The sequence below is a fragment of the Oceanidesulfovibrio marinus genome, assembly GCF_013085545.1.
Classification (GTDB): domain Bacteria; phylum Desulfobacterota; class Desulfovibrionia; order Desulfovibrionales; family Desulfovibrionaceae; genus Oceanidesulfovibrio; species Oceanidesulfovibrio marinus.
In genome coordinates this window covers 4,018,943-4,045,084 of record NZ_CP039543.1, presented here as the reverse complement: position 1 = coordinate 4,045,084, position 26,142 = coordinate 4,018,943, and the positions used below count along the sequence as shown (strand labels likewise).

The 26,142-nt window shown below is 62.5% G+C and carries 22 protein-coding genes and 1 riboswitch; of the genes, 13 read left to right on the top strand and 9 right to left on the bottom strand.

Going from position 1 to position 26,142, the window contains the following annotated elements; all coding sequences use genetic code 11:
* Positions 1-148 precede the first annotated feature (148 nt).
* Complete coding sequence (locus E8L03_RS17810; RefSeq protein ID WP_171268077.1) at positions 149-2,134, top strand: PP2C family protein-serine/threonine phosphatase; 1,986 nt, start codon at positions 149-151, stop codon at positions 2,132-2,134.
* 136 nt (positions 2,135-2,270) lie between these two features.
* Here the strand turns inward: E8L03_RS17810 and treS are convergent, their stop codons facing one another.
* Complete coding sequence (gene treS / locus E8L03_RS17805) at positions 2,271-5,603, bottom strand: maltose alpha-D-glucosyltransferase (protein WP_144305126.1); 3,333 nt, start codon at positions 5,601-5,603, stop codon at positions 2,271-2,273.
* A gap of 205 nt (positions 5,604-5,808) precedes the next feature.
* Complete coding sequence (gene malQ, locus E8L03_RS17800) at positions 5,809-7,305, bottom strand: 4-alpha-glucanotransferase (protein WP_144305127.1); 1,497 nt, start codon at positions 7,303-7,305, stop codon at positions 5,809-5,811.
* A gap of 326 nt (positions 7,306-7,631) precedes the next feature.
* Between malQ and E8L03_RS17795 the strand changes: the two genes are divergently transcribed.
* The 5 genes from E8L03_RS17795 to E8L03_RS17775 all read left to right on the top strand — a co-directional run bounded on the left by E8L03_RS17795 (position 7,632) and on the right by E8L03_RS17775 (position 14,159).
* Positions 7,632-8,630, top strand: a complete 999-nt coding sequence (locus E8L03_RS17795) for an amidoligase family protein (protein ID WP_171268076.1) — start codon at positions 7,632-7,634, stop codon at positions 8,628-8,630.
* Positions 8,612-9,424 carry a gamma-glutamyl-gamma-aminobutyrate hydrolase family protein gene (locus tag E8L03_RS17790; protein ID WP_171268075.1) on the top strand — a complete coding sequence of 271 codons (813 nt, stop codon included), beginning with the start codon at positions 8,612-8,614 and terminating at the stop codon, positions 9,422-9,424. The genes E8L03_RS17795 and E8L03_RS17790 overlap by 19 nt, the downstream gene beginning before the upstream one ends.
* Positions 9,425-9,523: 99 nt before the next feature.
* Entirely contained in the window at positions 9,524-9,883 is a 360-nt protein-coding gene (locus E8L03_RS17785; protein ID WP_171268074.1) for a nuclear transport factor 2 family protein, read from the top strand.
* Between the two features lie 235 nt (positions 9,884-10,118).
* A complete protein-coding gene (locus tag E8L03_RS17780) occupies positions 10,119-12,593 on the top strand; it encodes a PAS domain S-box protein (RefSeq protein ID WP_171268073.1) in 2,475 nt (824 codons plus the stop codon).
* A 120-nt stretch (positions 12,594-12,713) separates the two neighbouring features.
* Positions 12,714-14,159 (top strand): amidohydrolase family protein, encoded by a 1,446-nt coding sequence (locus E8L03_RS17775; RefSeq protein WP_171268072.1) that lies wholly within the window; start codon positions 12,714-12,716, stop codon positions 14,157-14,159.
* 184 nt (positions 14,160-14,343) lie between these two features.
* Here the strand turns inward: E8L03_RS17775 and E8L03_RS17770 are convergent, their stop codons facing one another.
* Complete coding sequence (locus E8L03_RS17770) at positions 14,344-15,468, bottom strand: acyltransferase family protein (protein ID WP_144305133.1); 1,125 nt, start codon at positions 15,466-15,468, stop codon at positions 14,344-14,346.
* Between the two features lie 15 nt (positions 15,469-15,483).
* On the opposite strand from E8L03_RS17770, the gene E8L03_RS17765 reads away from it, so the two are divergent.
* Entirely contained in the window at positions 15,484-15,732 is a 249-nt protein-coding gene (locus tag E8L03_RS17765) for a hypothetical protein (protein ID WP_171268071.1), read from the top strand.
* Between the two features lie 263 nt (positions 15,733-15,995).
* Here the strand turns inward: E8L03_RS17765 and E8L03_RS17760 are convergent, their stop codons facing one another.
* On the bottom strand, positions 15,996-17,264 hold the full coding sequence (locus E8L03_RS17760) for an MFS transporter (RefSeq protein WP_171268070.1): 1,269 nt from the start codon (positions 17,262-17,264) through the stop codon (positions 15,996-15,998).
* 104 nt (positions 17,265-17,368) lie between these two features.
* The gene (locus tag E8L03_RS17755) at positions 17,369-17,725 is read right to left on the bottom strand and encodes a MerR family transcriptional regulator (protein ID WP_171268069.1); all 357 of its coding nucleotides are present in this window, start codon (positions 17,723-17,725) and stop codon (positions 17,369-17,371) included.
* Between the two features lie 240 nt (positions 17,726-17,965).
* A riboswitch (ZMP/ZTP riboswitch) is annotated at positions 17,966-18,051 on the top strand.
* 55 nt (positions 18,052-18,106) lie between these two features.
* Here E8L03_RS17755 and E8L03_RS17750 point away from each other — a divergent pair.
* A complete protein-coding gene (locus E8L03_RS17750) occupies positions 18,107-19,366 on the top strand; it encodes a serine hydroxymethyltransferase (protein WP_171268068.1) in 1,260 nt (419 codons plus the stop codon).
* Between the two features lie 615 nt (positions 19,367-19,981).
* Positions 19,982-20,467, top strand: a complete 486-nt coding sequence (locus E8L03_RS17745; protein ID WP_244963567.1) for a DUF4198 domain-containing protein — start codon at positions 19,982-19,984, stop codon at positions 20,465-20,467.
* Between the two features lie 100 nt (positions 20,468-20,567).
* Here E8L03_RS17745 and E8L03_RS17740 read toward each other — a convergent pair whose 3' ends face one another.
* Complete coding sequence (locus E8L03_RS17740) at positions 20,568-20,939, bottom strand: hypothetical protein (RefSeq protein WP_171268067.1); 372 nt, start codon at positions 20,937-20,939, stop codon at positions 20,568-20,570.
* Entirely contained in the window at positions 20,926-21,570 is a 645-nt protein-coding gene (locus E8L03_RS17735) for a TetR/AcrR family transcriptional regulator (protein ID WP_171268066.1), read from the bottom strand. Before E8L03_RS17735 ends, E8L03_RS17740 begins: the two co-directional genes overlap by 14 nt.
* Before the next feature lie 170 nt (positions 21,571-21,740).
* On the opposite strand from E8L03_RS17735, the gene E8L03_RS17730 reads away from it, so the two are divergent.
* The 3 genes from E8L03_RS17730 (at position 21,741) to E8L03_RS17720 (ending at position 24,081) form a co-directional block, all read left to right on the top strand.
* On the top strand, positions 21,741-22,688 hold the full coding sequence (locus tag E8L03_RS17730) for a bifunctional helix-turn-helix transcriptional regulator/GNAT family N-acetyltransferase (RefSeq protein WP_171268065.1): 948 nt from the start codon (positions 21,741-21,743) through the stop codon (positions 22,686-22,688).
* 8 nt (positions 22,689-22,696) lie between these two features.
* Positions 22,697-23,104, top strand: coding sequence for a DUF2000 domain-containing protein (locus tag E8L03_RS17725; protein WP_171268064.1), 408 nt, complete (start codon positions 22,697-22,699; stop codon positions 23,102-23,104).
* A 173-nt stretch (positions 23,105-23,277) separates the two neighbouring features.
* On the top strand, positions 23,278-24,081 hold the full coding sequence (locus E8L03_RS17720) for a hypothetical protein (RefSeq protein ID WP_171268063.1): 804 nt from the start codon (positions 23,278-23,280) through the stop codon (positions 24,079-24,081).
* A 31-nt stretch (positions 24,082-24,112) separates the two neighbouring features.
* On the opposite strand, the gene E8L03_RS17715 is transcribed toward E8L03_RS17720, so the two are convergent.
* On the bottom strand, positions 24,113-24,649 hold the full coding sequence (locus E8L03_RS17715; protein ID WP_171268062.1) for a GNAT family N-acetyltransferase: 537 nt from the start codon (positions 24,647-24,649) through the stop codon (positions 24,113-24,115).
* 358 nt (positions 24,650-25,007) lie between these two features.
* Between E8L03_RS17715 and E8L03_RS17710 the strand changes: the two genes are divergently transcribed.
* Positions 25,008-25,577 carry a class I SAM-dependent methyltransferase gene (locus tag E8L03_RS17710; protein WP_171268061.1) on the top strand — a complete coding sequence of 190 codons (570 nt, stop codon included), beginning with the start codon at positions 25,008-25,010 and terminating at the stop codon, positions 25,575-25,577.
* A gap of 108 nt (positions 25,578-25,685) precedes the next feature.
* Here E8L03_RS17710 and E8L03_RS17705 read toward each other — a convergent pair whose 3' ends face one another.
* Entirely contained in the window at positions 25,686-26,120 is a 435-nt protein-coding gene (locus E8L03_RS17705; RefSeq protein ID WP_171268060.1) for a GNAT family N-acetyltransferase, read from the bottom strand.
* Positions 26,121-26,142: the final 22 nt, after the last annotated feature.

The following is a 26,142-nucleotide window of genomic DNA, read 5'->3' as shown; positions in this document are numbered from 1 at the left end:
GGGGTGTTTCGTGATACGCACGATGCTGAATTTAGTTCAGCGACCGGGGAAGTCAAGGCGCAAAACCCTTACAATTTCTTGACGTAATGCGTGCTTTCCCGCAAGTATTGTAACATCCCGAACCAGTTCCGATATATCAGGCCCCAGCATGTCCTATCGCACAAAACTCTTCGCCCTGCTCCTTGTTACGGCACTGGTGCCCGGTCTTGTGGCCATCGGCCTGGACTACACCACGACGCTGCAGCTCAATAAGTCGATTCTGGAACGGTCGCGCGAAAATACGTTGCAGGGCGCGGAGCGCGGTCTGCGCCTCGTGCTCGACGGATTTCTGGAGACCATCGATTTGTCCTCGTCCCTCCTGGAATCGTCTCTGACGGCGCACGTGGACTCCATGCGCCTCCGGCTGCGCGCCATGCAGGAACCGGAAGTGGCGGCCAGGCAGGTTCTCCTGCACCAGAGGCGGGCCGCGACGCAGCACATCATCTGGGAAGGAATCCACTTGCCGGGCAAGGACGTCTTTCTGATCCGGCAGCGGCCCAAGGCGGATGCGGACGGCGCCATCCTCCGGCTGGAGGTCGGCAAGGTCGCCCCATGGATCGACACGGCCCGGCAATGCAGCAGGCCGTGCTGGATTGGCGACGCCGAGGACCCGATCACCCGGCGGCGCGTGGTCGTGCTCGCCATGGCCGTGCGCTCCGATGAGTCGACCCTGTCCGGGCTGCGGGACCCGGATGTGCCGGTTGTGGCCATGGCCTACGACTTCTCCCCGCCGCGCAGCCTGTTCAGCGACGGTACCCTGCCCACCGGCAGTCAGGCGTTCCTGGTTTCGCCGGAGTACGCCGCCAAGGAAAGCAACGCCACGGACGGCGCGTCGGCGGGTCTGCCAGTGAACGCCTTTGCCGCGGCCGTGGGCAGCGCCCCACCCCTGCTTTCCTCCTCGGACGCCATTCCCTTCGAGAACATGCTGCAGGACCTGAAAAGCGGCCGCCGCGGCGTGGTGCTCATGGCCAACCAGGGCGTGCCGAGCTTCTGGGCCTACGGCATGGTACCCGGCCGTCCGCTGGCCCTGGTGCTCGTCTCGCCGCTGGCTCCCTACCTGCGCACGGTTGAGCGGACGCAACAGACCATCGACCGGACATTCCAGGAGCAGATACGCTTCATGGGCTACGTGCTGGCGGCCATGGCCATGCTGCTGGTGCTCCTCTCCTCCATGTTCTCGCGCATGGTCACGCAGCCGCTGGGCGAGCTGGCCCAGGCCATGCAACGCATCTCCGCCGGCGACTACACCGTGCGCGTCAAGGCGCGCAAACGCCGCAGGCAGGACGAGATCGACTCCATGCGCCGCACCTTCAACGACATGGCCGAGAACATCGAGGAGCACGAGAGGACCAAGGAGGCACTCAATGTGGCGCGGCTCATCCAGCGGCGGCTCCTGCCGCAGACCGCGCCGCCCCTGGGCGGCTGGGACATCGCCGGCGAGAGCCTCTACAGCAAGGAGACCGGCGGCGACATCTACGACTTCATCCTGATCCCGCCGCGCGGCGACGGCCGCCAGCGCATCACCCTGTCCGTGGGCGACGCCACGGGCCACGGCATCCAGGCCGCGCTCCTGATGACCACGGCGCGGGCGATGTTCCGCGCGCTGCTCTCCCTGGGCAAGCCACTTTCCGAGACGATTTCGGAGCTCAACTGGCTGCTCACGCGCGACACCTACGGCACAGGCCGCTTCCTCTCGCTCTTTGCCGTGGAGATCGCCGAGCGCAGCCCGGTGGTGCACTGGGTGCGCTGCGGCCACGAGCCGGCGCTGCTCTACCTGGCGGACCGCGACGCCGTGACCCACCTGCGCGGCCAGGGCGCCATCCTGGGGGTGGACTCCTCCATTCACTTCCAGCACGAGCAGCAGACCATTCAGGCGGGCTCCATTCTGGTGCTGGCCACGGACGGCGTCTGGGAGGCGACCGATCCCGAAGGCGTCATGTATGGCCACACCCGGCTGGAGGAGATGATCCGCACCCACGCCAAAAAGTCCGCCGCCGGAATCGTGGCCGCGATCATCGAGGATCTGCGGATATTCCGCGGCAAGGACAGCCCGGAGGACGATTCCACCATCCTCGTGGCCAAGTATCTTTCCTGAAGACGCAAACGGGCCGCCGTCAGAGACAACGCGCAGGGATGCTCTTCCTGGAGAAACTCACACGCAGTGGCGCACCCAGCAACGTTCAGGCCCGTCCTTCATCGCAGAAGGACAGCCCCTGCCCGTGGCCCGGCTGTCAGCTCTTGGCCCCGGTGTAGATGCCACGGCCGGCCATGAGCGCTTCCATGGCGCCCAGTGCCAGGGCCACCCGGCCGCGGTTTTCGCTCAGGGCGCGCTCCACGTCGATGAGGATGCGTTCGAAGGCGAAGCATGCGAGCATGGCCTTGCGCGACGCCTCCTTCTTGGGCACGAAGCCTGCGCCGCCGGCCGCATCCAGGTATGACTGCAGGAAGGCCGCGCCCACGGCCTCGCTGAACACGTTGACGTCCTCGATGCCCGGCCCTTCGCCCGGCGCAAAGATGCCGCCGTTCTCGCGATAGGCCTGATGCGCGGCGTAGCGGAAGGAGAGCAGCATGCCGGCCACGTCGCGCAGGGGGGAACGTTTCAGCCGGCGGTCGCCCACCGAGCGGTGCGTCTCGCCCTCAAAATCCGTGAGCACGAAGTCCTTGCCGGTGAACAGAACCTGCCCCAGGTGGTAGTCGCCATGGATGCGCGTCTTTTCCGCGTCCACGCGCGCCTTGGTGATGTCCTGCATGCGCGCGAGGATGTCCTTTTCCAGAGTCAGGAAGGAGGAGGCCAGGCCGGCCTCCTCGTCGTCCATCTCCGGCTGGGCCTTGCGCAGGGAGAGCGCCGTCTTGCGCACCAGGTTTCGGAAGGACTGGTACACGGAGCGCTGGTACAGCGTGGTGAATGGCTCGGGCGCAAAGGCCGGGTTGGCCGCGATGGCCAGGTGGCACTCGGCCGTGCGTTGGCCCAGGATGCGCGCCATCTCCAGAATATACTCGCCCACCACGGAACGCAGCTCCCACGGCAGGTCGCCCGGCCAGGCCGCGTCCAGCTCCTGCTGGTCGGAGGGCCGCTCCGCCGGAACGCCGTCGCTCACCGTGAGGCGCTCGAAGTAGCGGCGCGCCGCGTCCTTGAACAGCGCCGTACCATCCATGGCGTCTGGGACGAACCCCTGCAGCACGCCCAGGCTGGTGCGCTTTTTGGGTGACTGGCGGTACTCCACCGCGCCCAGGTACGGAGCCGCTTCATCGAACGTGCCGGACTCCGTGAAGTAGCGCAGGAGCTCCACCTCGGGGTTCACACCGTCCTCGATGGGCCGGTAGAGCTTGAGGAAGAAGGCGTCGTTGAAGAGCAGGCCGGTGTTGTTCATGTCGCCGCGGTACACGTCGGAGCCGATGCCCACCGGGAACTCCTTGATGCGCTCGGCAAACTGCCTGCCCACGTGCACGGCCACGTCGCCGTACTGGCCCTTGAGCTTGCGCTTGCGCCGGAACAGGGCGAAGAGCGCCTCGCGCACGTCGCGGCGGTAGTAGCCGTTGATGAGCACGCCCTCGTCCGCGCCGATCTTGAGCTCGGCCACCACGGATTGGGGCTCCTGCTCACGGAAGGACCTGGCGTCGTCGCCATACGCTGTGGCCAGGGGCACAAAGCACATGTCCGGCGTGCCGCTCTTGTAGCCCAGCTCCACCAGCAGGAAGTGCACGTGGTGGAGCCCCGGCACCGGGAAGAAGTCCAGCACCTTGGCCCTGGAAAGCCCGCGCCAGCTCGCGCCCGGCCAGCCCACACGGCGCAGGTGCTTGGTGATGACCGCTTCCTCCAGCCGCTTGCGCATGGCCGGTCCCATGTAATCCCGCGCGCCGCGCTTGAGCACTACCTGCGGCAGCGGCGCCGCCTCCTCCTGCTCGGACGTCTCCGAAAGGTCGAACCAGTAGTAGTCGTACTGGCCCAGCGGCAGCACGTATGCATCGTTCTTCACGTCCGGAAAGCGCGTTCCGCTGAACACGTCCACAGGCGTGCGGCCGGCGTAGGCGCTCAGATCCATGGAGGTGATCTGGGAGAAGCGCGAAAGGTTGACCACCACCAGGATGTGCTCGCCCTCGTGGATGCGCAGAAAGGCCAGGACCTTGGGGTTGTCGGACTTGACGAACTCGATGGAGCCGCGGCCAAACGCCTTGAATCGCTTGCGCATGGCGATGACGCGGCGCATCCACCACAGCAGGGAGGAGAGGTTGTACTCCTGGTTCTCCACGTTCACCACTTCATAGTGGTACTCCGGGTCGATGATGGTGGGCAGGTAGAGCTTCTGCGGGTTCACGCGGGAGAAGCCGGCATTGCGGTCCGGGCTCCACTGCATGGGGGTGCGCACGCCGTCGCGGTCGCCCAGGTGGTAGTTGTCGCCCATGCCGATCTCGTCACCGTAGTAGACGATGGGCGTGCCCGGGAAGGAGAAGAGGATGAAGTTGATGAGCTCGATCTTGCGCCGGTTGTTGTTCATCAGCGGAGCCAAGCGCCGGCGGATGCCCAGGTTGATGCGCGCCCTGCTGTCGCGGGCGTAGACCCGGTACATGTAGTCGCGCTCCTCGTCCGAGACCATCTCCAGGGTCAGCTCGTCGTGGTTGCGCAGGAACATGGCCCACTGGCAGGCTTCCGGGATGTCCGGAGTCTGCTCGATGATGTCCAGGATGGGGAAGCGGTCCTCCATCCACAAGGCCATGAAGATGCGCGGCATAACCGGAAAGTGGTAGGCCATGTGGCACTCGTCGCCCTCGCCGAAGTAGGCCACGGCGTCCTCGGGCCACTGGTTGGCCTCGGCCAGGAACATGCGGTCCGTGTAGCGGGCGTCCACATAGGCGCGCAGCTCCTTGAGGAACGTGTGGGTCTCGGGCAGGTTCTCGCAGTTGGTGCCCTCGCGCTCATACAGGTAGGGCACCGCGTCCAGGCGCATGCCGTCCACGCCCATGTTGAACCAGAAGTCGATGACCTTGAAGAGCGCTTTCTTGACCCGCGGATTGTCGAAGTTGAGGTCCGGCTGGTGGGAGTAGAAGCGGTGCCAGTAATAGGCGTTGGCCTTGGCGTCCCAGGTCCAGTTGGATGTCTCGAAGTCCTGGAAGATGATCCGCGCCTCGGTGTAGCGCTGGGAGGTGTCGCTCCAGACGTAGAAGTCCCGCGCCACGGCGCCGGGCTTGGCCGTGCGCGCCTTCTGGAACCAGACATGGCGGTCCGAGGTGTGGTTCAGCACCAGCTCGGTGATGACGCGCAGGCCGCGGTCGTGCGCCGCCTTGAGGAACGCCTTGAAGTCCTTGAGAGTCCCGTAGTCTGGGTTGATATCCATGTAGTCGGCGATGTCGTAGCCGTCGTCCCGCAACGGGGAGGGATAGAACGGCAGCAGCCACAGCGCGGTGACGCCCAGCTCCTTGAGGTAGTCGAGCTTCTCGTGCAGGCCCATGAAGTCGCCCAGTCCGTCCTGGTTGCCGTCATGGAACGCCTTGATGTGCAACTCGTAAATGATCGCGTCCTTGTACCACTGGGGATCGTCGTCAAAGTACTTGCGCGGTGCCGGCATCGTGTTGGGTCTCGCTTTCTCGCAGCTGTATTTTGTTGTGGATGGATCTTTGCCGTCGCCCGGAAGCGTTATCAAAAATAGTACTTTTGTTCTGCGGCAAGGAAGCCGAGCTCCGGGCGGAGGGAGTATACCTGACAGTATTCGACCTCCGCACAGGAAGAGCCTGACGCAGCCACAGGGCAAAAGGGCTTTTTCGAGGTAGCTCCTAGCCGGCCCTGTCGAAGAAGCGCGCCATGCGCGCCATCTCTGCAAAGCTGTCCGTGGCCGCCTCGTCCGGCAGCAGCCGCCACTCCCAGTTGCCGGAAAGAGTGGAGGGCCGGTTCATGCGGCAGCTCTCGTCCAGGCCGAGCACGTCCTGCATGGGCACGATCACCGTGTCCGCCACGCTGGACATGGCCAGCCGAATGCCCTCCAGGTGAACGCGCTCCTCGGCCGGCGCGTGGCCCAGGTACTCGTGGAAGGTGCAGCGCTCCTTGTCCCCGGCCTCGGTGCGGTACCAGCCCCGGAAGGTGTTGTTGTCGTGCGTGCCAGTATACACGACGCTGTCCGACGTGTGCAAATGGGGCACGTGCTTAGGCCATTCCTTGCCGAATGCGAACTGGATGATGCGCATGCCCGGCAGGCTGAAAAGCTGGCGCAGCTCCCGCACCTCGGAGGTGATCACGCCCAGGTCCTCGGCCACGATGGGCAGCGAGGGGAAGCGCCGGGCCATGGCCGTGAAGAGCTCCACGCCGGGTGAGTCCACCCAGCGGCCCTTGATGGCGGTCTCCTCCTCGGCCGGAATCTCCCAGTAGCCCACAAAGCCGCGGAAGTGGTCCACCCGCGCCATGTCGAAGCGGTCCAGCACATGGCCGATGCGCGACAGCCACCACGAGAAGCCGCTCTCCCGGTGCGCGCGCCAGTTGTACACCGGGTTGCCCCAGCGCTGGCCCGTGGCGCTGAAGTAGTCCGGCGGAACCCCGGCCACGTACAGCGGATTGCGGTCCGCATCGAGCTTGAAAAGATTGGGATGCGCCCAGACATCGGCCGAGTCATGCGCCACGTAGATGGGCATATCGCCGAACAGGTGCACCTCGTTGGAGCGGCAGTAGTCCCTGAGCTCGGCCCACTGCTTGTGGAAAAGATACTGGGTGAACTTCTCGGCCAGAATCTCCCGCGCGGCCTTTTCGCGCCACTCGTCCAGGGCCTTGGGATCGCGGAAGCGGTGGCCTTCGGCCCACTGGCTCCAGGGCTTGCCGCCATAGCTGTCCTTGAGGCTGGTGAACAGGGCCCAGTCATCCAGCCAGTACGCGGACTTTCTGCAGTAGGCCTTAAACTCCGGGTCGGCGTCGAGGCCGGAGCGGGCGCGCTCAAAGGCGATGGTCAGTATCCGGCCGCGGTCGCGCTCCACGGCGGCGTAGTCCAGGGCGTTGCGGTGCACCGGCCATGGATCGCCCAGGTCGTCCTGGCGCAGGAAGCCGTCGGAGACCAGGGCCGCCGGGCTGATGAGCAGAGGGTTGCCGGCAAATGCGGTGAACCCGGCGTACGGGGAGTTGCCAAGGGCCGGGGATGTGGGCCCCAGGGGCAGCATCTGCCAGTACAGCATGCCAGCCTCGGCCAGCAGCTCGGCAAAACGGTACGCTTCCGGTCCCATATCCCCCACGCCGTACCTGGACGGCAGGGAAGTGGGGTGCAGCAGTATTCCACAGGCTCGCGTCTTCATGAATATATCTCGCGGTGTCTGATTGGTTGCGAATCGGGCATGGACGACCGCCGGACGATTCACGGAGCGCGGCGGTATGCTCCTCACACATGTAACAGACCTGCGCAAAGGCGTACAAGTGAAAGTCCGGCAACTGTCCTCCGGGGGCGTTGGCGACCGGCCCTCGCGGAAAAATCGACACTGTTCGCAGGGTGTTCCGGTCCAGGCGTCTGCAAATCTTCGGTTGCAAGGCGCCGGTCTTCCGGCCATTGTCTCTCCACTAACTCTTCCACCAAGCCTGCGAATTGATGTACCATTATGGTAGGCGATCGCAACGAGGAGGATGGATGACGTTCGTACTGCCAACAGTCACCGAAAAGAGCGACGGCTCCCCCCGCCACGTGGGGCTGGAGTTCGAGTTCGCCGGGATGGACATCAACGAGGCCGCGGCGGCCGTGTGCGAGGTCTTCGGCGGCACGCCCTGCGAGGACGGGACCTTTGTCTGCCGCGTGGAGAACACGGCCTACGGCAACTTCTCGGTGGAGCTGGACTCCTCCCTGCTGCGCAGCAAGGGCTACATCTCCCTGCTGCGCGATATCGGCATCGACCTCGACGCATCGCAGGAGAAGCGCATCGAGCGCTTCCTGCTGGACGTGGCCGAAGAGCTCGTCCCCTACGAGGTCGTGGCTCCGCCCATACCCATGACCGAGTTGGACTCCATGGACGATCTGCGCGAGGCGCTGCACCGCCGCAAGGCAAAGGGCACCCGCGCCTCCATCCTCTACGCCTTTGGCCTGCAGTTCAACATCGAGCCGCCGGACCTCAGCGTCGCCACGCTGACAAACTTCCTCAAGGCCTTCCTGCTCTGCTACCCCTGGCTGCGCGAAGCTGCGGACATCGACGTGTCGCGCGTGCTCAGCCCGTTCATCGACAAGTTTCCGTCCGGATACACCCGGCTGGTGACCGACCCGGAGTACATGCCGGCAGACATAAAGTTCCTCATCGACAGTTATCTGGACAGCAACTCCACACGCAACCGGCCGCTTGACTGCCTGCCGCTCTTCGCCCATCTGGACCGCGACCGTGTGATGTCCCGAGCCAGGGAGAAGCACCTCATCAAGCCGCGGCCGGCCTTCCACTACCGCCTGCCCAACTGCCTGATCGACGATCCAAACTGGCGCATCGCCGACGAGTGGGCGCTCTGGACCGAGGTGGACGAGCTCTCCCGCAGGCCGGACACCCTGGCCGCCATGGCCGAGGACTTCCAGAACACTCCGGGCTTTCCCTTCGATCTCTTCACCTCGTCATGGAAAGAAAAGGTGCCGGTATGGCTCGGCCGCGCATAGGCGTCAGCGGGCCGGACAAGGGCGGCGCCGGCATGTGGTTCTTCACCGCCCTGGCCATCTTCCTGGCCGGGGGCCGGCCCGTGCGCCTGCATCCGGCAAACCCCAAGCAGCAGGTGCAGCTCGATGGCCTGATCATCAGCGGCGGGGCCGACGTGGCCGAATCGCTGTACGAAGAACGCGGCGAGCACCCCCTGGACGACCTGGACGCGGCCGAGCCCGAAACCGTGCACTACCTCATCGGCCTGGTCTGGTATCCACTGGTGGCCTCGCTGCGCTGGCTGCTCTCCTCGCGCAAGCGCACGGCCTCCGGCGATACGGCGCGGGACAAGCTGGAGTATGCCCTGCTGGAGCAGGCCCTGGACGATGACATTCCGGTGCTCGGCATCTGCCGCGGCATGCAGCTGCTCAACGTCTTTCTGGGCGGCACCCTGTTCAAGAGCATCACCGAGTTCTACATGGAGGAGCCGCAGGTGCGCACCATCCTGCCACAGGTGCTGGTGCGGCTGGAACCCGGATTGCGGCTCCAGAAGGTGTTTCAGCGCGAGAAGCTCCGCGTGAACGCCCTGCACGACCAGGCCGTGGACGATCTGGGCGAGGGGCTCTGCATCTCTGCGCAGGAGCTCAACGGCGTGGTCCAGGCCATCGAACACATAGGGCGCGAGTTCGTGATCGGCGTGCAGTGGCATCCAGAGTTTTTGCAGCAGAAAAAGGAGCAACGGCGGCTGTTCCGCGCCATGGTCCAGGCGGCGAACGCCTGCCGCATTCACCGCGAGGAAGAGGCTCGGGAGATGTAGTCCGGGAACCGGCTCGCGCAGTTATGGAATCCCAGGTTGCGCGCGAACGCAATCCTGCCGGCACACTTCCTGCCATCTCAGACGAATCGAGGGATCGACATGCACCCGAAGGAGCTCGTGACCCGGTGGGTGGAGGCATTCAACGCTGCAGATGCCGAGGCGATTGCCGCTTTCTACGCCGAAGACGCTGTGAACCACCAGGTGGCGGAGTCGCTGGTACAGGGCCGGGATGCGATACGGGATATGTTCGCCCGGGAGTTCGCCAGCGCCGAGATGGTCTGCATCGTAGAGAACATCTTCGAGGACGGGGAGTGGGCCATCCTTGAATGGAAGGACCCGCTCGGCCTCCGGGGCTGCGGCTTCTTCCATGTGCAAAACGATCGAATCGTGTTCCAGCGCGGCTACTGGGACAAGCTCTCCTTCCTGCGGATGCACGGGTTGCCGCTGCCTGCGGAGTAAGGCGCGTCCGACAGCCAGCCGCAACAATCCACACCCCAGAAGCGTTGCGGGCCTCGTCCTCTCCGAATATTTACTACACGTTTCAATATTCGTGTTACTCATTCCACACTACTCAAATCTGTTGAGTTTGATTTAAATATCAAGTACCCGTAAGTCACGACTTTGAATTTACGGGGGATACGACGTGCCGGGATACTCTTTTGCCGAACTCGTCAACATTAACGACCTTCAGTCCATGGCCGACGCTTTATACAAAGCAAGCGCCATCCCCACCATTATTATCGACCGCGACGCCAATCGCCTCGTCTCCACGGCGGCGTCGCAACTCTGCGAGGCGTTCCACGCCTCCCACCCCGAGGCGGCAGCAGCATGCCTGCGTAACGGCGGCAGTCCGGACCGCAGCGCCGGGCAGGCCGAGTCCACTCCGGAAGGTGTCATCCACCGGCACTGCCCCAACGGCCTCAGGCATATAGACGTCCCCATTACAATCGAAGGCAAACATCTCGCCTCCCTGATGTTCTGCTCCTTCCTGTATGACGATGATACGGTGGACCCCGGCCGCCTGCGCGAGCAGGCGCGCCGCTACGGCTTTGACGAGGAAGCGTACCTCGCCATGTACGACGCGACTCCCCGCCTGAGCCGGGAGCAGGTGCGCAGCATCCTGGAATTTCACCGCAACTTCGTGGGCCTCATCTCGCGCCAGGGGCTGGCCAACCTGCGACTCAGCCAGGAAATCGAGGCGCACAAGAACGCCCGCGAGCAGCTGGACGAGCAGCAACGATACAACCGCACCCTTTCCGACGCCCTGCCCACCGCAATCTTCTACAAGAACACGGACGGCGTGTACCAGAACTGCAACGAAGCCTTTGCCGAGCTGGTGGGCCTGCCCAAGGAGCGCATCATTGGCTACACGGATCAGGACATCGCGCAGCCGGAGCTCGCCGCCGTGTACCGCGCCCATGACGACGCCCTGTATGAGGACGGCGGGGTGCAGCGCTACCAGGCCATCGTGCGCGATACGGACGACAACGTGCGCGAGGTGCAGTTCTCGCAGGCGGTGTACTGCGCCGCCGACGGTTCCCTCCAGGGTATCATCGGGTCCGCAACGGACCTCAGCGAGTACAAGGATGCGGAGCGCAAGGCCCATGAGAACGAAGAGCTGTACCGTCTGCTGGCCGACAACGCCGGCGACGTCATCGGCATCGTGGGCCGGGACTTTCGCTACCAGTACATCAGCCCGTCCGTGGAGCGGCTTCTGGGCTACACCCCGAACGAGGCGCTCGCTTTGCGGCTTGAGGACCACTTCCTGCCGGAGTCGTTCAAACGGCTCAGGGCCAGCATGCTGCAAGGTTTCATGGATGGGTTGCCGGACGCCAAGCCCCATGAGGAGGCTGTCCGCGAGGAGTACGTGCAGATTCGCAAGGACGGCTCCACGGTCTGGACCGAGATGGTGACAACGCCCCTGCGTAACGAAGCCGGCGAGATCAACGCCTGGATCGGCGTATCCAGGGACATCACCGACCGCAAGCGGTCGGAGTCGCAACTCATCGCCGCCAAGGAGCAGGCCGAATCCGCCAGCCGCACCAAGAGCGAGTTCCTGGCCAACATGAGCCACGAGATACGCACGCCCCTCAACGGCATCTTCGGCATGCTGCAGCTTCTCTCCTCCAACACCCACGTCAACGACGACCAGCAGCAGTACATCAACGTCGCTCTGGAGTCGGGCAAGAGCCTGTTGACCATCATCGAGGACATCCTGGAGCTCTCCCGCTTCGACACCGGAACGGCGACCTTCGTCGTCGCGCCCTTCTCTCCAGCCCAGGCCGTGGTAACCGTCATCGACAACTTCCGCATCGAAGCCCTCAGGCGCGGGCTCTCCCTGTTCTCAAAGGTCGATGCGGATGTTCCGGCCACACTGCTGGGAGACGTGGGCCGGGTGCGGCAGGTTCTCCTGCATCTCGTGGGCAACGCGCTCAAGTTCACGCCCCAGGGCCACGTGCGCATCTCTGTCCAGCGGATCCAAAGCTCCAGCAAGGGGCTGGCTCGCTTACGCTTTTCGGTCTGTGACACCGGCATCGGCATTGCCAAGGACAAGCTGAACGATATCTTCGAACCCTTCGCCCAGGTGGATGGATCCTACACCCGCCGCTACCAGGGCGCCGGCATCGGTCTCAGCCTGGTGAAGCGCATTGTGGACCGCCTGGGCGGCGAGGTCGGAATCGAGAGCGTTCCGGACGGCGGCACCACCGTCCATTTCACCCTGGAGTTCCCGGCCCGCTGCGAGGACGTCCCGCCAGAGAGTCCGTGCACGCCGGAACCCAATGCGGCGCATCGCATCCTCGTCACCGAGGACGACAGGCTGAACCAGCTCACCACGCAGCGTTTTCTGGAAAAGCTCGGTTACGACGCCGTGGTCGTCTCCACCGGGGAGGAGGCCATCGAGTGCCTGCGCGTGGAGGAGTTCGACATCCTGATCATGGATGTGCAGATGCCGGGCATGGACGGAATGCAGACCACGGAGGCCATACGCGCGGACGACTCCCTGGGGCCCGGCCAGAACATACCCATCGTGGCCATGACGGCCCACGCCATGGCCGGAGACCGCGAGCGGTTCCTTTCCGCCGGCATGAACGCCTACATCGCCAAGCCCGTGGATATGAAAGAGCTGCGCAACGTGCTGCTGGAGGTCATGCAGGGCGAGACCGCCTGATCTTCCCGCCCTTCCCGATTTTCCCCGGTCTGCAGGCATGCATCCGCGGTTCCGCTATGGTAGGATGTCAGGGTTTGATCCCCTGAATTGCAACCCTGCCGCCAGCAATATGGAGCCGCCATGCCCCGGAGTCCCAAGAATCCCAGGATACTGCGCCGTTTTGGAAACCGACTGAATCGTCCCCTTCCCACCCGCGACCGCGGCAGCGACGAGATCGCGCCCGGTCCACGCACGCCCAGACAGCGGGAGCTTGCCGCGCGGATCGACTCCCTGGGCAGCGAACTCGCCAAACGCCAGGGCATCAGCCGGCGGGAGTTTCTGGGATCGGCTGCCGGCATGGCTGCCGCCTTTGTGGCCATGAACCAGACTTTCGGCATGCTCTTCGAGGCCGACCTGGCCGAGGCGGCCGATCCGGAACGCGCCGCCGAGCGCGCCGGCAGGTTGTCCAGCCAACTCGTCATCGACATGCACACCCACTTCCTGCGGCCGGACACCCGGCTGACCGGGTTCGTGGCCATGCGGGAGAAGGCCCGCGACCGCGGCTGGAACCCGGACCTGAAAGGCAAGAAGCAGACCATCCAGGACCTCATGTTCCAGAACTATCTCGACGAGATGTATCTGAAGAGCGACACCACCATGGCCTGCATCAGCGGCGCGCCGTCCGAGATAACCGAGGACTGGTTCCTGACCAATGACATGATCGCCGAGGGCCGCAAAGTGATCAACGGCCTGGCCGGAACCCGCCGCTCCTTTGCCCACGCCGTGTTCGCGCCGGGCTACGACGGCTGGATGGACCAGGTGGACTACGCCATCGAGACCCTGAAACCAGACTCCTTCAAGGGCTACACTATCGGCGACAACACGCACAAGGACCTCTCCGAGCATCCCTGGTTCATGGATGACGAGGACCTCGTCTATCCGGCGTACGAGAAGTTCCAGAAGGCCAGCCTGGTCAATGTCTGCGTACACAAGGGGTTGTTCCCGCCGGCCACGGAGCGGCGCTTTCCGAATCTGGCGCCCTACTGCGACGTGCGCGACGTGGCCAAAGCGGCAAAGGACTGGCCCGGGCTCAACTTCGTCATCTATCACGCCGGCTACCGCTACGCCGGTGGCGGCACTGCCGAGGAGGCCTGGAAGGCGTTCCAGAAAACAGGCCGCATCGAATGGGTCACGGATCTGGCCGAGATCCCGACCAAACACGGCGTCTCCAACGTCTACGCCGATCTGGGGCAGACCTTTGCGCAGACCGTCATTGCCGAGCCGCGCCTTGCCGCCATGATCCTGGGCCAGCTCGTCAAGGGGCTGGGCGCGGACCATGTCTGCTGGGGCACGGACGCCCTCTGGACCGGCACGCCCCAATGGCAGATCGAGGGCTTGCGCCGCCTGGAGATTCCCGAGGATCTGCGCGCACAGTACGACCTGCCCGAGCTGGGCGGCCCGGACTCCGAGACCAAGCGCGCCATCCTGGGCGACAACAACGCCCGGCTCTACGGCGTGGATTCGGCGCTCGCCCTGGCCGCTGCCAGGGACGACGGCATTGCCCGGATGAAGCGGGAGATGGCCTGACCCGGAATGCGCAGCATTGGGCGCGGCGTATCAGCATGAGCCAGCCCTGATCGGCTCCACCGCGCCAACCAGCCTTCCGGCGAGGCACCCGCCCTGCTCCGCACGGCCTGGCGCCCTGGTCTCTGACGGCCCCGAAGCCGCCGAGCCAGACCGGACGCCAGGCCCGAATCGTTCTGCCGGCCCGCTACAACACGGATCGCACGCCCGGAAGACGGACCAGCAACGCGCTGATGGCAAAGGTGAGCGTCAGAGTCGCGCCGCCCACCACCATGAACAGCAGCAAGGGGTTCAGGGGCCAGTCCAGCACCAGGTACTGGAAGACGAACACGATGGGCAGGTGCACGATGTACGCGGCGTAAGCTGTGCGCCGTAGGAACCTGAGCACCGTGCCTGTCATGTTGAACTTTTCCCGGAACAGCACCACGAGGCCAATGCTTATGCCCACGCACATGACCGTTTCGCGGATCGTGGAGACGACGCCGGTAATGTTCCAGCCCCAGCCCAGGTAGGCGTCGACCCGGAAGATCGGCGTGAAAATGATCGTGGGAATGAACGCGATTATGGTCCAGACCACGCCGGTGCGCACAGTGAGCTTCTTGAACAGCTGCCCATAGTATGCATAGAGGCCCAGGGCGAACATAAAGACGTACTGCGGCACGTGCGCAGCCCGCACGGATACGGGCCAGGGAAGGCGTATCCAGGCGTTCGGCTCGAACTTGATCCGGACCACGAACGAGGCGAGCATGTACACGGCCAGGACGGCGATCAGCAGTCTTTGAATACCCACCGTCTCGGGGTTCGCCCACTTGGGCGTAATCGGTGAAAACCGCTTCCACGTCCGATCCAGCAGCGCATACCCGATCCCGAAGAAGAAGAGCACGAGCAGGAACCAGAGGTGGCTGAACCCGTAGTGGTCCCAGAAAAAATTGGGCAGCGAGCCGATAATGCCGGGATTCGGCGTGGTCCCGTCCACTACGTACTCTATGAAGTACCACTGCAGCGGACGAATCGTGAACGAGTAGACCAGGGCCGGCAGTGCCAGGCGCATGAACCGGTCGTGGATAAAGGGCCAGGTTCCTTTCCTGGCCAGGGCCGGCGGGTGGAAGTACCCGGACACCAAAAAGAACGTGCCCATGCAGAACGAACCGTTGATGCCGCACAAGAGGTTCATGAGGGGGTTGATGGTGTGCCCTGTGACCGAGTGGGGGCCGGTTGTCCAGGCCTCTGCCGAGTGGTGCAGGATGACCAGAAAGGTGAGGAGTACGCGCAGGTTGTCGATGTAGTGGAGCCGCTCACGAGGGGGTGTCATGCAGATACCTCATGGGTGTCAGAAGGTGTGGAAACAGCGGTTCTGGCGGACTGGATTCCCTGCTCCCGGCCCGGATTTTTCTGGCATGAAAACAGGAGCGTGGGCGGGGATGATTGGAGTCAGGACTTGCATCGCGCTGAAGGTAAAATTTCGTTAAGTATTATTCAGGTAACCCGAATTGAGGAACTCGGCAATGCCACCTCACTGAAAATCTTCATCATCGACGACGCCTGCGGCTTCGGTCAACGACGCATAAAAGGATAAAGAAGGCGCAGTCGCTTGATCGAAGGGAATCAGGACGCCAGAAAAAGGACAGCTCCGCGCCTCCAAAAAAATGGGCGGTATTTCTCCTGTGCGTGCGTACCAGCACAGGCACTATGGCCGGCGCGCGGCGCGAGCTGCCCAAACAGTCGGTCATGGAAGGCGTAGGCGCGCGAACATGATGACGTACTGCGGCAGGTGCGCCGGCTCCTCGAAGACGAGCCAGGGGAACTCGACCCAGCTAAAGCTGGACTCCGTACGATGCCTTACGAGCACCGCGCCCTGCCGCTCCTCGCGCTCACAACAGCCATAATAAGCGCCAGCACGATGGAGCCGGAGCACGCCAGGGTAATTCCGGCCCAGCCGTGCTTCTCCCATACGCCGCCCAGGACAATGGAGGCAAGACTGCCCCCGCCGATGCAGCACAGGATGTACAGGGATGATGCGCAGCCCATGGCCTGCGGCGGAATCCTCTGCCCCATGAGCATGAACAGCAGCGGCTGGCAGGCGTACACGCCAAGAAAGAGCAGCAGGATACCCACTACCATCGGCCCCACTCTCTGGCTCCAGCCCAGAAGCTGCATGGCTGCGATGCAGACTGCCAGGCCGGGGAAGATGATGCCGTATGCGCCCAGCCGCCGGGCCTGGCCACCGGAAAACGGCGCGATGACGGCCGTTATCCCCGCGAGGCTGATATACCCCACTTGTGCGGCGCTGAACGAGAACGGGGGCGCGGCCAGCCGGTAAGTCAGAAAGGTGATGACGCCGAGAAAGCCAAAAAACAGCAAAAAGCCTGTCAGAAGCAGGGACGCCGTGGCCGGCGCAACAAGAATCCTGAGCATTGCCGCATACAGCCCGCGCACGTCGGGCGTGCTCCTGCTTACGGGCCTGTTTGATTCCTTCAAGACATAAAGCGCACCCAGGGAAAAAAGAATGAAGACCAGGGAAAGGAGGCGATACGAACCCCGCCACCCGACCAGGTCTGTGGATGCCCCAAGGACTGCGCGGCCCACGACGATTCCCAGCGTGGCCGAGGCGACCACGGCGCCGATGTGTATGCCGGCCGTGCGGGGCGACGCCGTGCGGGCAACATAGGGGAACATGGAGGCCGGGACGGCGGCGGCACCCACGCCCATCAGACCCATGCACGCAAGAAACCATATATAATCCTGCGCCTGCGCAGCGGCCAACAGCAGGACGGCCAGCGCGCCAAGCCCGGCGGCGGCCAGCCTCCTGGACTCGAACATATCTGCGAGAGGACCGACAACGAAGAATGCGAACGAGTAGCTCAGGGAGACGATGCTGAAGGCGAAGCGGGCTTCTTTTGCATCCAGCGCAAAGGATCGCGCGATGTCCACAAAAATGGACTGGTTCATGAACACCGTGGCCACGGCGATCATTGTGATGACGCAGGCCATGGGCAGAGCCAGCGCACCGGCGTTCACGGCAGAATGCGGTTGGGCGGCAACCTCGTGCGTATGACCGGCTCTCTGTCCGGCTGCTGCCAAATCCCGTTGTTTTTGTTCAGAATTCATCCGAGCGACCTCCTTGGTAGCGAAGGATCCGGGGCGTGGGATTATCCCCCAAATCACACCGCTAGCACTTTGAGTTCGCTCGAAGTCAAGCGCTCATGCTGAACTTACTCCAGTTTGTTCCACTCCTTGAATCGCGCCACCTCTTCATCTATCAAATCAATATGTTCCAGTATTTCTTTGCGCAGCGCTTCGAGCCGTTCCCTGTGCTTTTCCAGAACCTGCAGCCGCTGGCACTCCGGTCCGCAGCAGTGGTGGCGTAGCGAGGCGAACTCCTGGATGTCCTTCAGGGGCATGTCGGCGTCCTTCAACCGCCGGATGCAGCGGGCCCACTTCACATCCTGCTTCGTGTACGCGCGGTGTCCGCTGGCGTCGCGATCAACCTGGAGCAGATTGATGCGCTCGTAATACCGCAAGGTGTGCGCGCTTAGACCTGTAAGCTTGGCGAACTCCCGGATTTTCATCGTGCTTGCCCGCAATCGTTGTGGTGTCTTCCAAAGGATGCGGCGAAACCATCAGGAAAAATCCGCGGCAACTCCCGGCCCGCGTGTCCCGGCCTCCGCCGCATCCATACCCGCAACCGCGCCCAATTGCTGCGTATCACGAAAACGCTTTGTCCTGCCAACCCTTGACGCCCGGACCACACCAGGACCGGTTGACGCCCTGCCCTGTCTTTGGCTATGGGGGAAGCAGTTCTTCCATCGAATCTCTCCCGCAACTGGCGACACGACGTGGAATCAACCACGGGGAAGCGAGGAGAGAGCATCCGCCGCTCGCCTGGGCCGCGCCGATCAACGGCGTGCATCCACGACCCCTGCTACGCAGGGCACACTGGAGGCTGGCCCATGCACGAGTTTGTCGAATTACTTTCCCGCACCGATCCTACCGTTTTCCAGAACCTTATCGGCGAAGAGCAGCGCCAGCGCGAAGGCGTGGAGCTCATCCCGTCCGAGAACTACACCTACCCCGAGGTGCTCGCGGTTCTCGGCTCCGTGTTCACCAACAAGTACTCCGAGGGCTACCCCGGCCGGCGCTACTACGGCGGCCAGAAGTACACCGACGCCGTGGAGATACTGGCGCGGGAGCGCGCCTGCGAGGTGTTCCGCGCCGAGCACGCCAATGTCCAGCCGCTCTCGGGCTCGCCCATGAACCAGGCCGTGTACCTGGGCCTGCTGGAACCCGGCGACACCATCCTGGCCATGGACCTCTCCCACGGCGGCCACCTCACCCACGGCGCGCCCGTCTCCCACATGGGCCGGCTCTTCAACTTCGTGCGCTACAAAACCGACCCGTCCGACGGCTCCTTCGATTACGACGCCATCCGCAAGCTGGCGCTGGAGCACAAGCCCAGGCTGGTGCTGACCGGCTACACCTCGTACCCGCGCGACCTGGACTACGCCGCGTTCAAGGCCATTGCCGACGAGGTGGGCGCCCTGACCATGTGCGACGCCTCCCACTACGCCGGCATGGTGGCCGGCGGCGTGATGGCCAACCCCCTGGACCACGGCTTCGACGTGATGACTACCACCTCGCACAAGTCCCTGCGCGGACCGCGCGGCGGCATGATTCTCTGCAAGAAGGAGCACGCGGCCAAGATCGACAAGTCCGTGTTCCCGGGCCTGCAGGGCGGACCGCATATGAACGTCATCGCCGGCATCGCCATCACCATGGGCAAGGCGCTGCAGCCCGAGTTCAGGGAGTACGCTGCCCAGGTGCTCAAGAACGCCAAGGCCATGGCCGAGGCCTTCCTGGGCCACGGCGGCGCCCTGGTTACGGGCGGCACGGACAACCACATGCTCGTGCTGGACACGGAGAAGAGCTTCGGCATCAACGGCAAGAACGCCGAGGAGATTCTGGACGCCGTGGGCATCACCACCAACAAGCAGATCATTCCGGACGACCCCAACCCGCCGCTCAAGCCCAGCGGCATCCGTATCGGCACGCCGGCCGCTACCACGCGCGGCATGCAGGAGCAGGAAGCCGCCCTGCTGGCCGATTGGATGACCGAGGCCCTGACACACCCGGAGGACACGACCCTGCACGAGGTCATCCATCGCAAGGTGCAGATCCTGTGCAGCCGCTTCCCGGTGCCGGGCATTCAGTAGCCTGGCTTCAGGCGGGAGACCATAAAGGAAGGGGGCTTCGGCCCCCTTTTGGTTGCAGGACGTGATCGCGCCGACTGCCGCCTTTCTCTTGCCGAAATCCAGAAATTCAAAAGATCACAACGCGTTAAGCTCGCTCACCTGCCGTTGTCGCGCTGCTCTCTTCTTTTTTGTGCCTTTAATGAATTAAATGGGTTGCCAAAATCCCGCCTTTTGCATACCCCAATATTTCGTATTGATAATGAGTCTGCATCTCATTGTCGTTGCCGCATGTTTTCGGCTGGCCGAACAATTGATTAACCATCTGTCATCGTGGAAAATTTGCATCTGGAGGAACAAAATGAGTGTTGCAAGAATGATCGGCGCCGTTGGAATCGCATGTACCATCGCCTTTACGGCAACAGCGGCTTCCGCCCATAACCTATGGGTCCAGGGAGAGAACAAGGAGGTGTTCGAGGCCGACCTGATTTACGGCCATCACTTCCCCACACCGGAAAAGATCGCAGAAGAACGGCTCCAGCTCTTCGAGCCAGTTCAGATCTCTGGCGAGGACCTGACTGAAACCCTCAAAACTATCACTACGAGGGCACGTCCAAGCTGTCCGCGGGCACCTACCTGGTGGGCGCCTACTACAAGCTGACGCCCTGGGTCGAAGCCAGCGACGGCACGTGGCACATGGACAAGACCCGAAAGGATTTCAAAGACACGCCTCGCATCTGCTACCTCTCCAGCATGCAGTCCAAGGCGGTGGTCGTCGTCGGGAATGACGACGGCTCCTATGCAACGACTCCGCTCGGCAAGGGGCTTGAAATCACTCCGCTGAACAAGGCAAGCGAGTTCCGGCAGGGCGAAGCCATCAAGTTCAAGCTGACCAGGGATGGCGAGCGGGTCAAAATGGCCAGCATCGTGGGCAGCTTCAGCGGCTACTCCGAAGACGAAATGAGCTTTCCGTTCTACGCGAAAACAAACATCGACGGCGTGTTCGAGTTCAAACCGCTGCAGGCCGGCACGTGGTATCTCAGCACAAGCATCGAGAGCCCCAGCGGCAACCCGGATTGCGAAACGCGTATTGAAAAAACGAGCATCGTGTTCACCGTGAAGTAGTACTCCGCACAGAAAAGGCAGGGAAGCGCCGCGGCCTTTCCCTGCCTTTTTTCGTTTTGTCCTTTGAACGGCTAAGCAAGCGACGCACTTTCAAATCCTCTCAGTCCAGATCGTTCAGCAGCGCCAGGAGCTTGCTCTTGTCGTGCATGACCGCATGCGCTCTGGTCTTCAATGCCTGGACCTCGTCGGCAAACATCTTCGACATGATGTTGTAGCCGGCGCGCTCCAGACGCGCGGCCAGCTGCACCAGCATATTGTTCGCCCTGCTCTGCATCTCCTGTCGCCCTGCCTCGCCGGCCAGATATGATTCCACCATGAGCTTGCGGATGTCATAATAGAGCTGCTTCTCAAGCGATTCGTAGGACTCCGGAGTTACAGCGGCTTCCTTCTTCTTTTCCGAAACCTTGCCGTCACGTCTATCCTGCTCCCACTGCCGCATTTTCGCTTCAGCGAGTATGTCAAATGCGTGCATCCTGAGCTCCTTGTGCAAGAGACCATTCGATAAAGCCGTTGATGCCTGCCAGCTGATACGCCGTGCTGGCGGAGAAGGCCTCGCAGATGGATGCTTCATCACGGAAGTTTTCAAGAATTGCGACGATTCCTCGTACGGAATCGGAGAGAATCTTGTGCACCATGAAACGGAAAAGGTCGGTGATCTCTATTTGCGGGAATTGCTCCCGAGCCTGCGCGATGGTTTGCTCGGCCATGTCCTGCACATAGCTCGCACCAAACGATTCGTAGGCGGAGCCTTCCGCACGCGCCAGAATAATCACGACCTTGAGCCGGTTCCGGACCCAGAACCGGAGCAGCTCGCCGGCTTCGGATTCCAGGATGGACCGACCGGCATGCAAACCGCCCGGCTGTGCGAACGCGGCAATCCGGCGCCGAGTCAAGCTGGAGAACTCCTCCACGAACCCGGCGGTTATGATCGCGTGGAAAAGCGCTTCTTTATCCGCGAAGTACTTGTAGATCGTGCCTGTCGCCACGCCGGCTTCCCGCGCAATGGCGCCGATGGTCGCCTTGGTGTAGCCCACCTTTGCGAACTGCACCTCGGCAGCCTCGGCGATCTGGTTGCGAACACAGTCTTTCAGGACCTGGACCATCTGTTGCTCCTTGCCATAAAAATGAATCTATCGTTCATTATTAAAAATGAAGATGCCATTCATTTTTATAAGAGTCAACTAATTCGCCAAAAACCTCTTGCATCTCTTCTCCTCTCTCCTTATCGTAGTCACATACGTAGGCAACTACATAAATTCGTGAGGACAAGAAAATGGATGTATTGCAGGAGCTTGGAAAGGTGGCCTTGGGCAGCAGGTTGCGGCGGCTGGGTGATGTCTTTGCCTGCGACGCGGCAAAGATCTTTCAGATGTATGGTGTGGACATCCAGCCCAAGTGGTTCCCGGTGTTCTACCTGCTCTCCCAGACCGAGGAGAGCTCCATCACCGCCATGGCCGCCGACATCGGCTGCTCCCACCCGGTGGTCAGCCAGGCAGTCAAGGAGATGACCAGGGCCGGGCTCATCGAGACCGGCAAGAGCAGCGAGGATGGCCGGATGAACGTGGTGAAGCTCTCGGACGCCGGCCGGGCGCTCATCCCCGGCCTGGAGGCCCAGATGCAGGACGTGACCGAGTCCATGGATGAGTTGCAAGGCCAGATGCAGCACAACCTCCTGAAAGCGATCGAGGAGACCGAGTACCTGCTGGAAGAAAAGAGCCTGCACGACCGTGTGCTGGAGCAGCGCAAGCGGCGGGAGTCCCAGCGAGTGGAGATCCTCGACTATACGCCGGAGTTTCACGACGACTTCAAGCGCCTGAACTACGAGTGGATCGAGAAGTTCTTCACCGTGGAGGACGCCGACCGCGAGCTGCTGGAGCACCCGAACGAGCGAATCCTCAATCCCGGCGGCGCCATCCTCCTGGCGCGGTACGAGGGCGAGATCGTGGGCGTATGTGCGCTTTTCCGCAAGGACGACGAGACCCTGGAGCTGGCCAAGATGGCCGTCACGCCCAAGGTCCAGGGCAGGAGCATCGGCTGGACGCTGGGCTGCGCCGCCGTAGACAAGGCGCGCTCCCTGGGCGCGAAGAAGCTGCACATAGACAGCAACACCAAGCTCAAGGCGGCCATGAAGCTCTACGCCAAGATGGGCTTTGTCCGTGTGGTCGGCCCGCCCTCCCCGTACGAGAAGTGCAACATCCAGCTCGAAAAAATCCTGGACTGAGAATACCTATGAAGTTCGATACGAAAATAGCCGTTGTGGTCAGGGACGATCTGGAGACATGGCAGGAGCTGAACGTCACGGCGTTCACCATCAGCGGCATTGCCGGCACGCAGGACGTGATGGGCGAGGCGTACGAGGACGGCTCCGGTCAGACGTACCTGCCCATGATCAAGCAGCCGATCATGGTGTTCTGTGCGGACGGCAGTACGCTGCAAGCCATCCACGAGAAGGCGTTGCGCAAGGACATCCGCTTTACCGTGTACACAGAGGAGCTGTTTGCCACCCCCAACGACGAGGAAAACCGCGCCGCCGTGAAGGCCGTGCCCACCGAGGCGCTGAACCTTGTGGGCATGGCGCTCTATGGAAAAAAGAAGGCCATCGACACGGTGATGAAGGGCGTTCCCCTGCACCGCTAGCGTGCGATTCCTAACCGTTTCAACTGCCTTCCGGCTACCGCCACCCTCTTTCGGGTTGCCCATGCGGCCGTTGTTGTGCGAGTCAGAAAGGAGAAGCGCGGACCGCGCTTGCTCCGATTGTTCATAACGCCGGGGATGGCGCCGCCGTCCCGGCTCTGCACAGGGCAGCTGCCATGAATGTACTTGTACTGGGAAAATCCAAGACCGGCACAACCGTGATCTCGCGGACGATCTGCAACTCCTTTGCCGAGGATGTGCAGTTCATCTTCGAGCCCACGGACACGCAGCCCTTTGATGAAGCGCAGACCACGCCGCACAGCGTAACCAAGGTCATCTTCGACCACTGGCTGGACAGGAAGAGCGCGCTGGCGAGCATCGCCAACAATGGTCACCGCCTGCAGTTCGACAGGCGCGTGCTCATCCGCCGCGATCCCCGGGACGAAATCATCAGCGTCCTGCTCTACTATCCCTTTGACCTCAAGCGGGTCGTCCAGGACCCGAGCCTGTTCGACACCTGGATCGACTTCCTTGGCGAAAAGGAGCGCAACCCCGCCGCCATATCCTTCCTGCGCATGTGCGAGATGTTCGATTCCCTCTTCCACGCCAACTTTACCCGGAGCCTGTCGAAGTTTTCGTCCTTTGATCTCGGGTACCTCCACTTCTGCCAGCGGCTCAAGGCCCACCATCTGCTGCTCAAGTACGAGGACTTCATCGCCGGCAACACCAAGGCGCTCGCCGCGTACCTGAACCTGGAGCTCTCGGACAATCGGGACGTGGGCGCGCCGTACAAGCGCACCTATCGGACCGGCGCATTCGACAACTGGAAGCGCTACTTCACACCGGAGGATGTGGCGTTTTTCAGGCGATATGAAAAGGAGTTCGGGATGTTGGGATACGACGACTGGACGCTGACGCCGGTGGATCGCATCCCGGCGCAGGAGCTTTCCGGCTACGTGCGCATGCTTTTGGAACGGTGATCCCGGGAGATCCGCCAGGTCGATTCCCCGGTCACGCCGGGCCCTGCTCACTCCGAGGAGCTATATCCTTATAATAGAAGGCCGTGTTGTGCAGGGTGCCGTCCGGGCCGGTCGCATAGCCGGGAATGACGCCGACCTTGCGCCAGCCCCAATGCTGGTACATGGGCTCGGCTTTGGAGCCCTCGTGCGTATCGAGGATCAGCAGGGTCAGCCCCAGGGACGCCGCGGCCTCCTCTGCCGCACGCATCAGCCGGGAGGCGATGCCCCTGCCGCGGTGGCTGCGCAGCACAAAGAGCTTTTTCAGGTCGGCGCGGTGGCAGCCGTTTTCCCTGGCGCAGGGCGCAACCTGGACAGATCCGACAATGGCGCCGTCCTCCTCCGCGACGAGCAGGACAAGCCCGTCCGAAACCTCCGCAGCCACCCCGCTCCAGTATGCGGCGGCTTTCTGCTTCGTGATGGGTGCGAGAAAGCCCATGGACGCGCCGCTCTCCACGGAATCAATGAGCAACGCGCACAAGTCGTGGAACTGTGTGTCGGAAAGTGCTGTGAGCTGATATATCTGAACCATACGCGCCGCCCCGGCTGGATGAATGGTGTCGTGCACGGATTGACCGAGTCCGTTGTTCGGTTTCCGGTTATGTCCGAACAACTGGCGTTTTGGCAACCTTTACGTATCGTTATTGGCATCCGTCGCCCAAGACCGGCGCTTTCGGGCCGTGCTGGTCCGCGATCCACGACACAGGGTATCCCCGGACATCTTTCGCAATGCCGCTCCGCTGGTGCCGCCGTCCTGTTTTGGTCAACCAGGTTCCGCAACGCCATTGGACCTCGGTGGCCATAGCAGATATACTTTCTAATAAGATGCTACGAGCAGGATACTTTTCTGCCCAACTCACCAATAAAGCACATACTTGCAGGAGTTTCACATGAGCACGAAGCCCGTAGCGGCCGGACGGAGCAGCATCACCCACGTTGACCAGGATATAGTTTTTGCCAACCTCATCGCTGATAACGCCTCGGTATATCTGGATCTTGCGTGCGGCGCAGGAAACTACACCCTGGCCCTGGCCCAGCGCTTGGGTGCGGACAGCGTTATCCATGCGCTGGATCTGTGGGAAGAAGGCGTCGCCGCCTTGCAGGAAAGCGCCACGCAGCAGGGGTTTGAGAACATCAAGGCGCAGGTGGCGGACGCCACCAAACCGCTGCCCCTGGATGACGGCTCCATAGACGTCTGCCTGATGGCCACCATCCTGCACGACATCCCGGAAGCAGAGCGCGTGAACACGCTCCAGGAGGTCCGGCGGGTGCTCAAGCCGCACGGGGCCCTGGTGATCATCGAGTACAAGAAGCTCGACTACGGCCCCGGCCCGAAGAACATAGAGGCGCGCATCGGGGAAGCCGATGCCGAGGCCCTGCTCACGCCCCTCGGATTCAAAAAGGATGCTGTCGCCGACCTGGGCGAGTATCCTTATCTGATCCGGTTTATTAAGCAGTAACAGGTGGTTGTCGGCTTTATTCTTTCGCGCCGAATGACCAGCAAAGAAAAAACGCCGTGGGGTCGGGTTCGGCCCTGCGGCGTCTTTGCATGACAGCCAGGGTGTGGCTCAGCCCAACGTCATGTGCAGCAGTGGAAACGGCTTGCCCTGGCCGTCCAGAGACGAACGGCCTGTAACCCGAAACCCCATGTGCTTGTAAAAGTCGAGTGCCTGCGGGTTCTGCTCGTTCACATCAACCTTTGTCGCATGCAATTTTTCAATAGCGTAGCGACACAAGGCTGTACCGACGCCCTGCCCGCGATGCTCCGGCACAACGAACAGCATCTCAATGTTGTCTTCCGCAACGCCGCAAAACCCGAGAATCGCACCCTGCACATTTCTGACGCAGCGCAGCTCGACCGCATCGAAGTAGTGCGTAAGAATCAGCGGTCGCAGAAGCTCGATATCTTCCTCGCTCAAGAAGTCATGCGTTGCCCGCACAGAGGCTTCCCATACCATGATGAGCTCTGGATAATCCGCTCCATCAGCGTGCTCTATCTTCACTCAGACCTCTCGCGTTGAGACA

Bases quoted from the DNA above. Each gene is read 5' to 3' on its own strand.
- E8L03_RS17810 (WP_171268077.1), top strand. From the start codon at position 149: ATGTCCTATCGCACAAAACTCTTCGCCCTGCTCCTTGTTACGGCACTG.
- treS (WP_144305126.1), bottom strand. From the start codon at position 5,603: ATGCCGGCACCGCGCAAGTACTTTGACGACGATCCCCAGTGGTACAAG.
- malQ (WP_144305127.1), bottom strand. From the start codon at position 7,305: ATGAAGACGCGAGCCTGTGGAATACTGCTGCACCCCACTTCCCTGCCG.
- E8L03_RS17795 (WP_171268076.1), top strand. From the start codon at position 7,632: ATGACGTTCGTACTGCCAACAGTCACCGAAAAGAGCGACGGCTCCCCC.
- E8L03_RS17790 (WP_171268075.1), top strand. From the start codon at position 8,612: ATGGCTCGGCCGCGCATAGGCGTCAGCGGGCCGGACAAGGGCGGCGCC.
- E8L03_RS17785 (WP_171268074.1), top strand. From the start codon at position 9,524: ATGCACCCGAAGGAGCTCGTGACCCGGTGGGTGGAGGCATTCAACGCT.
- E8L03_RS17780 (WP_171268073.1), top strand. From the start codon at position 10,119: ATGGCCGACGCTTTATACAAAGCAAGCGCCATCCCCACCATTATTATC.
- E8L03_RS17775 (WP_171268072.1), top strand. From the start codon at position 12,714: ATGCCCCGGAGTCCCAAGAATCCCAGGATACTGCGCCGTTTTGGAAAC.
- E8L03_RS17770 (WP_144305133.1), bottom strand. From the start codon at position 15,468: ATGACACCCCCTCGTGAGCGGCTCCACTACATCGACAACCTGCGCGTA.
- E8L03_RS17760 (WP_171268070.1), bottom strand. From the start codon at position 17,264: ATGAATTCTGAACAAAAACAACGGGATTTGGCAGCAGCCGGACAGAGA.
- E8L03_RS17755 (WP_171268069.1), bottom strand. From the start codon at position 17,725: ATGAAAATCCGGGAGTTCGCCAAGCTTACAGGTCTAAGCGCGCACACC.
- E8L03_RS17750 (WP_171268068.1), top strand. From the start codon at position 18,107: ATGCACGAGTTTGTCGAATTACTTTCCCGCACCGATCCTACCGTTTTC.
- E8L03_RS17740 (WP_171268067.1), bottom strand. From the start codon at position 20,939: ATGCACGCATTTGACATACTCGCTGAAGCGAAAATGCGGCAGTGGGAG.
- E8L03_RS17735 (WP_171268066.1), bottom strand. From the start codon at position 21,570: ATGGTCCAGGTCCTGAAAGACTGTGTTCGCAACCAGATCGCCGAGGCT.
- E8L03_RS17730 (WP_171268065.1), top strand. From the start codon at position 21,741: ATGGATGTATTGCAGGAGCTTGGAAAGGTGGCCTTGGGCAGCAGGTTG.
- E8L03_RS17725 (WP_171268064.1), top strand. From the start codon at position 22,697: ATGAAGTTCGATACGAAAATAGCCGTTGTGGTCAGGGACGATCTGGAG.
- E8L03_RS17720 (WP_171268063.1), top strand. From the start codon at position 23,278: ATGAATGTACTTGTACTGGGAAAATCCAAGACCGGCACAACCGTGATC.
- E8L03_RS17715 (WP_171268062.1), bottom strand. From the start codon at position 24,649: ATGGTTCAGATATATCAGCTCACAGCACTTTCCGACACACAGTTCCAC.
- E8L03_RS17710 (WP_171268061.1), top strand. From the start codon at position 25,008: ATGAGCACGAAGCCCGTAGCGGCCGGACGGAGCAGCATCACCCACGTT.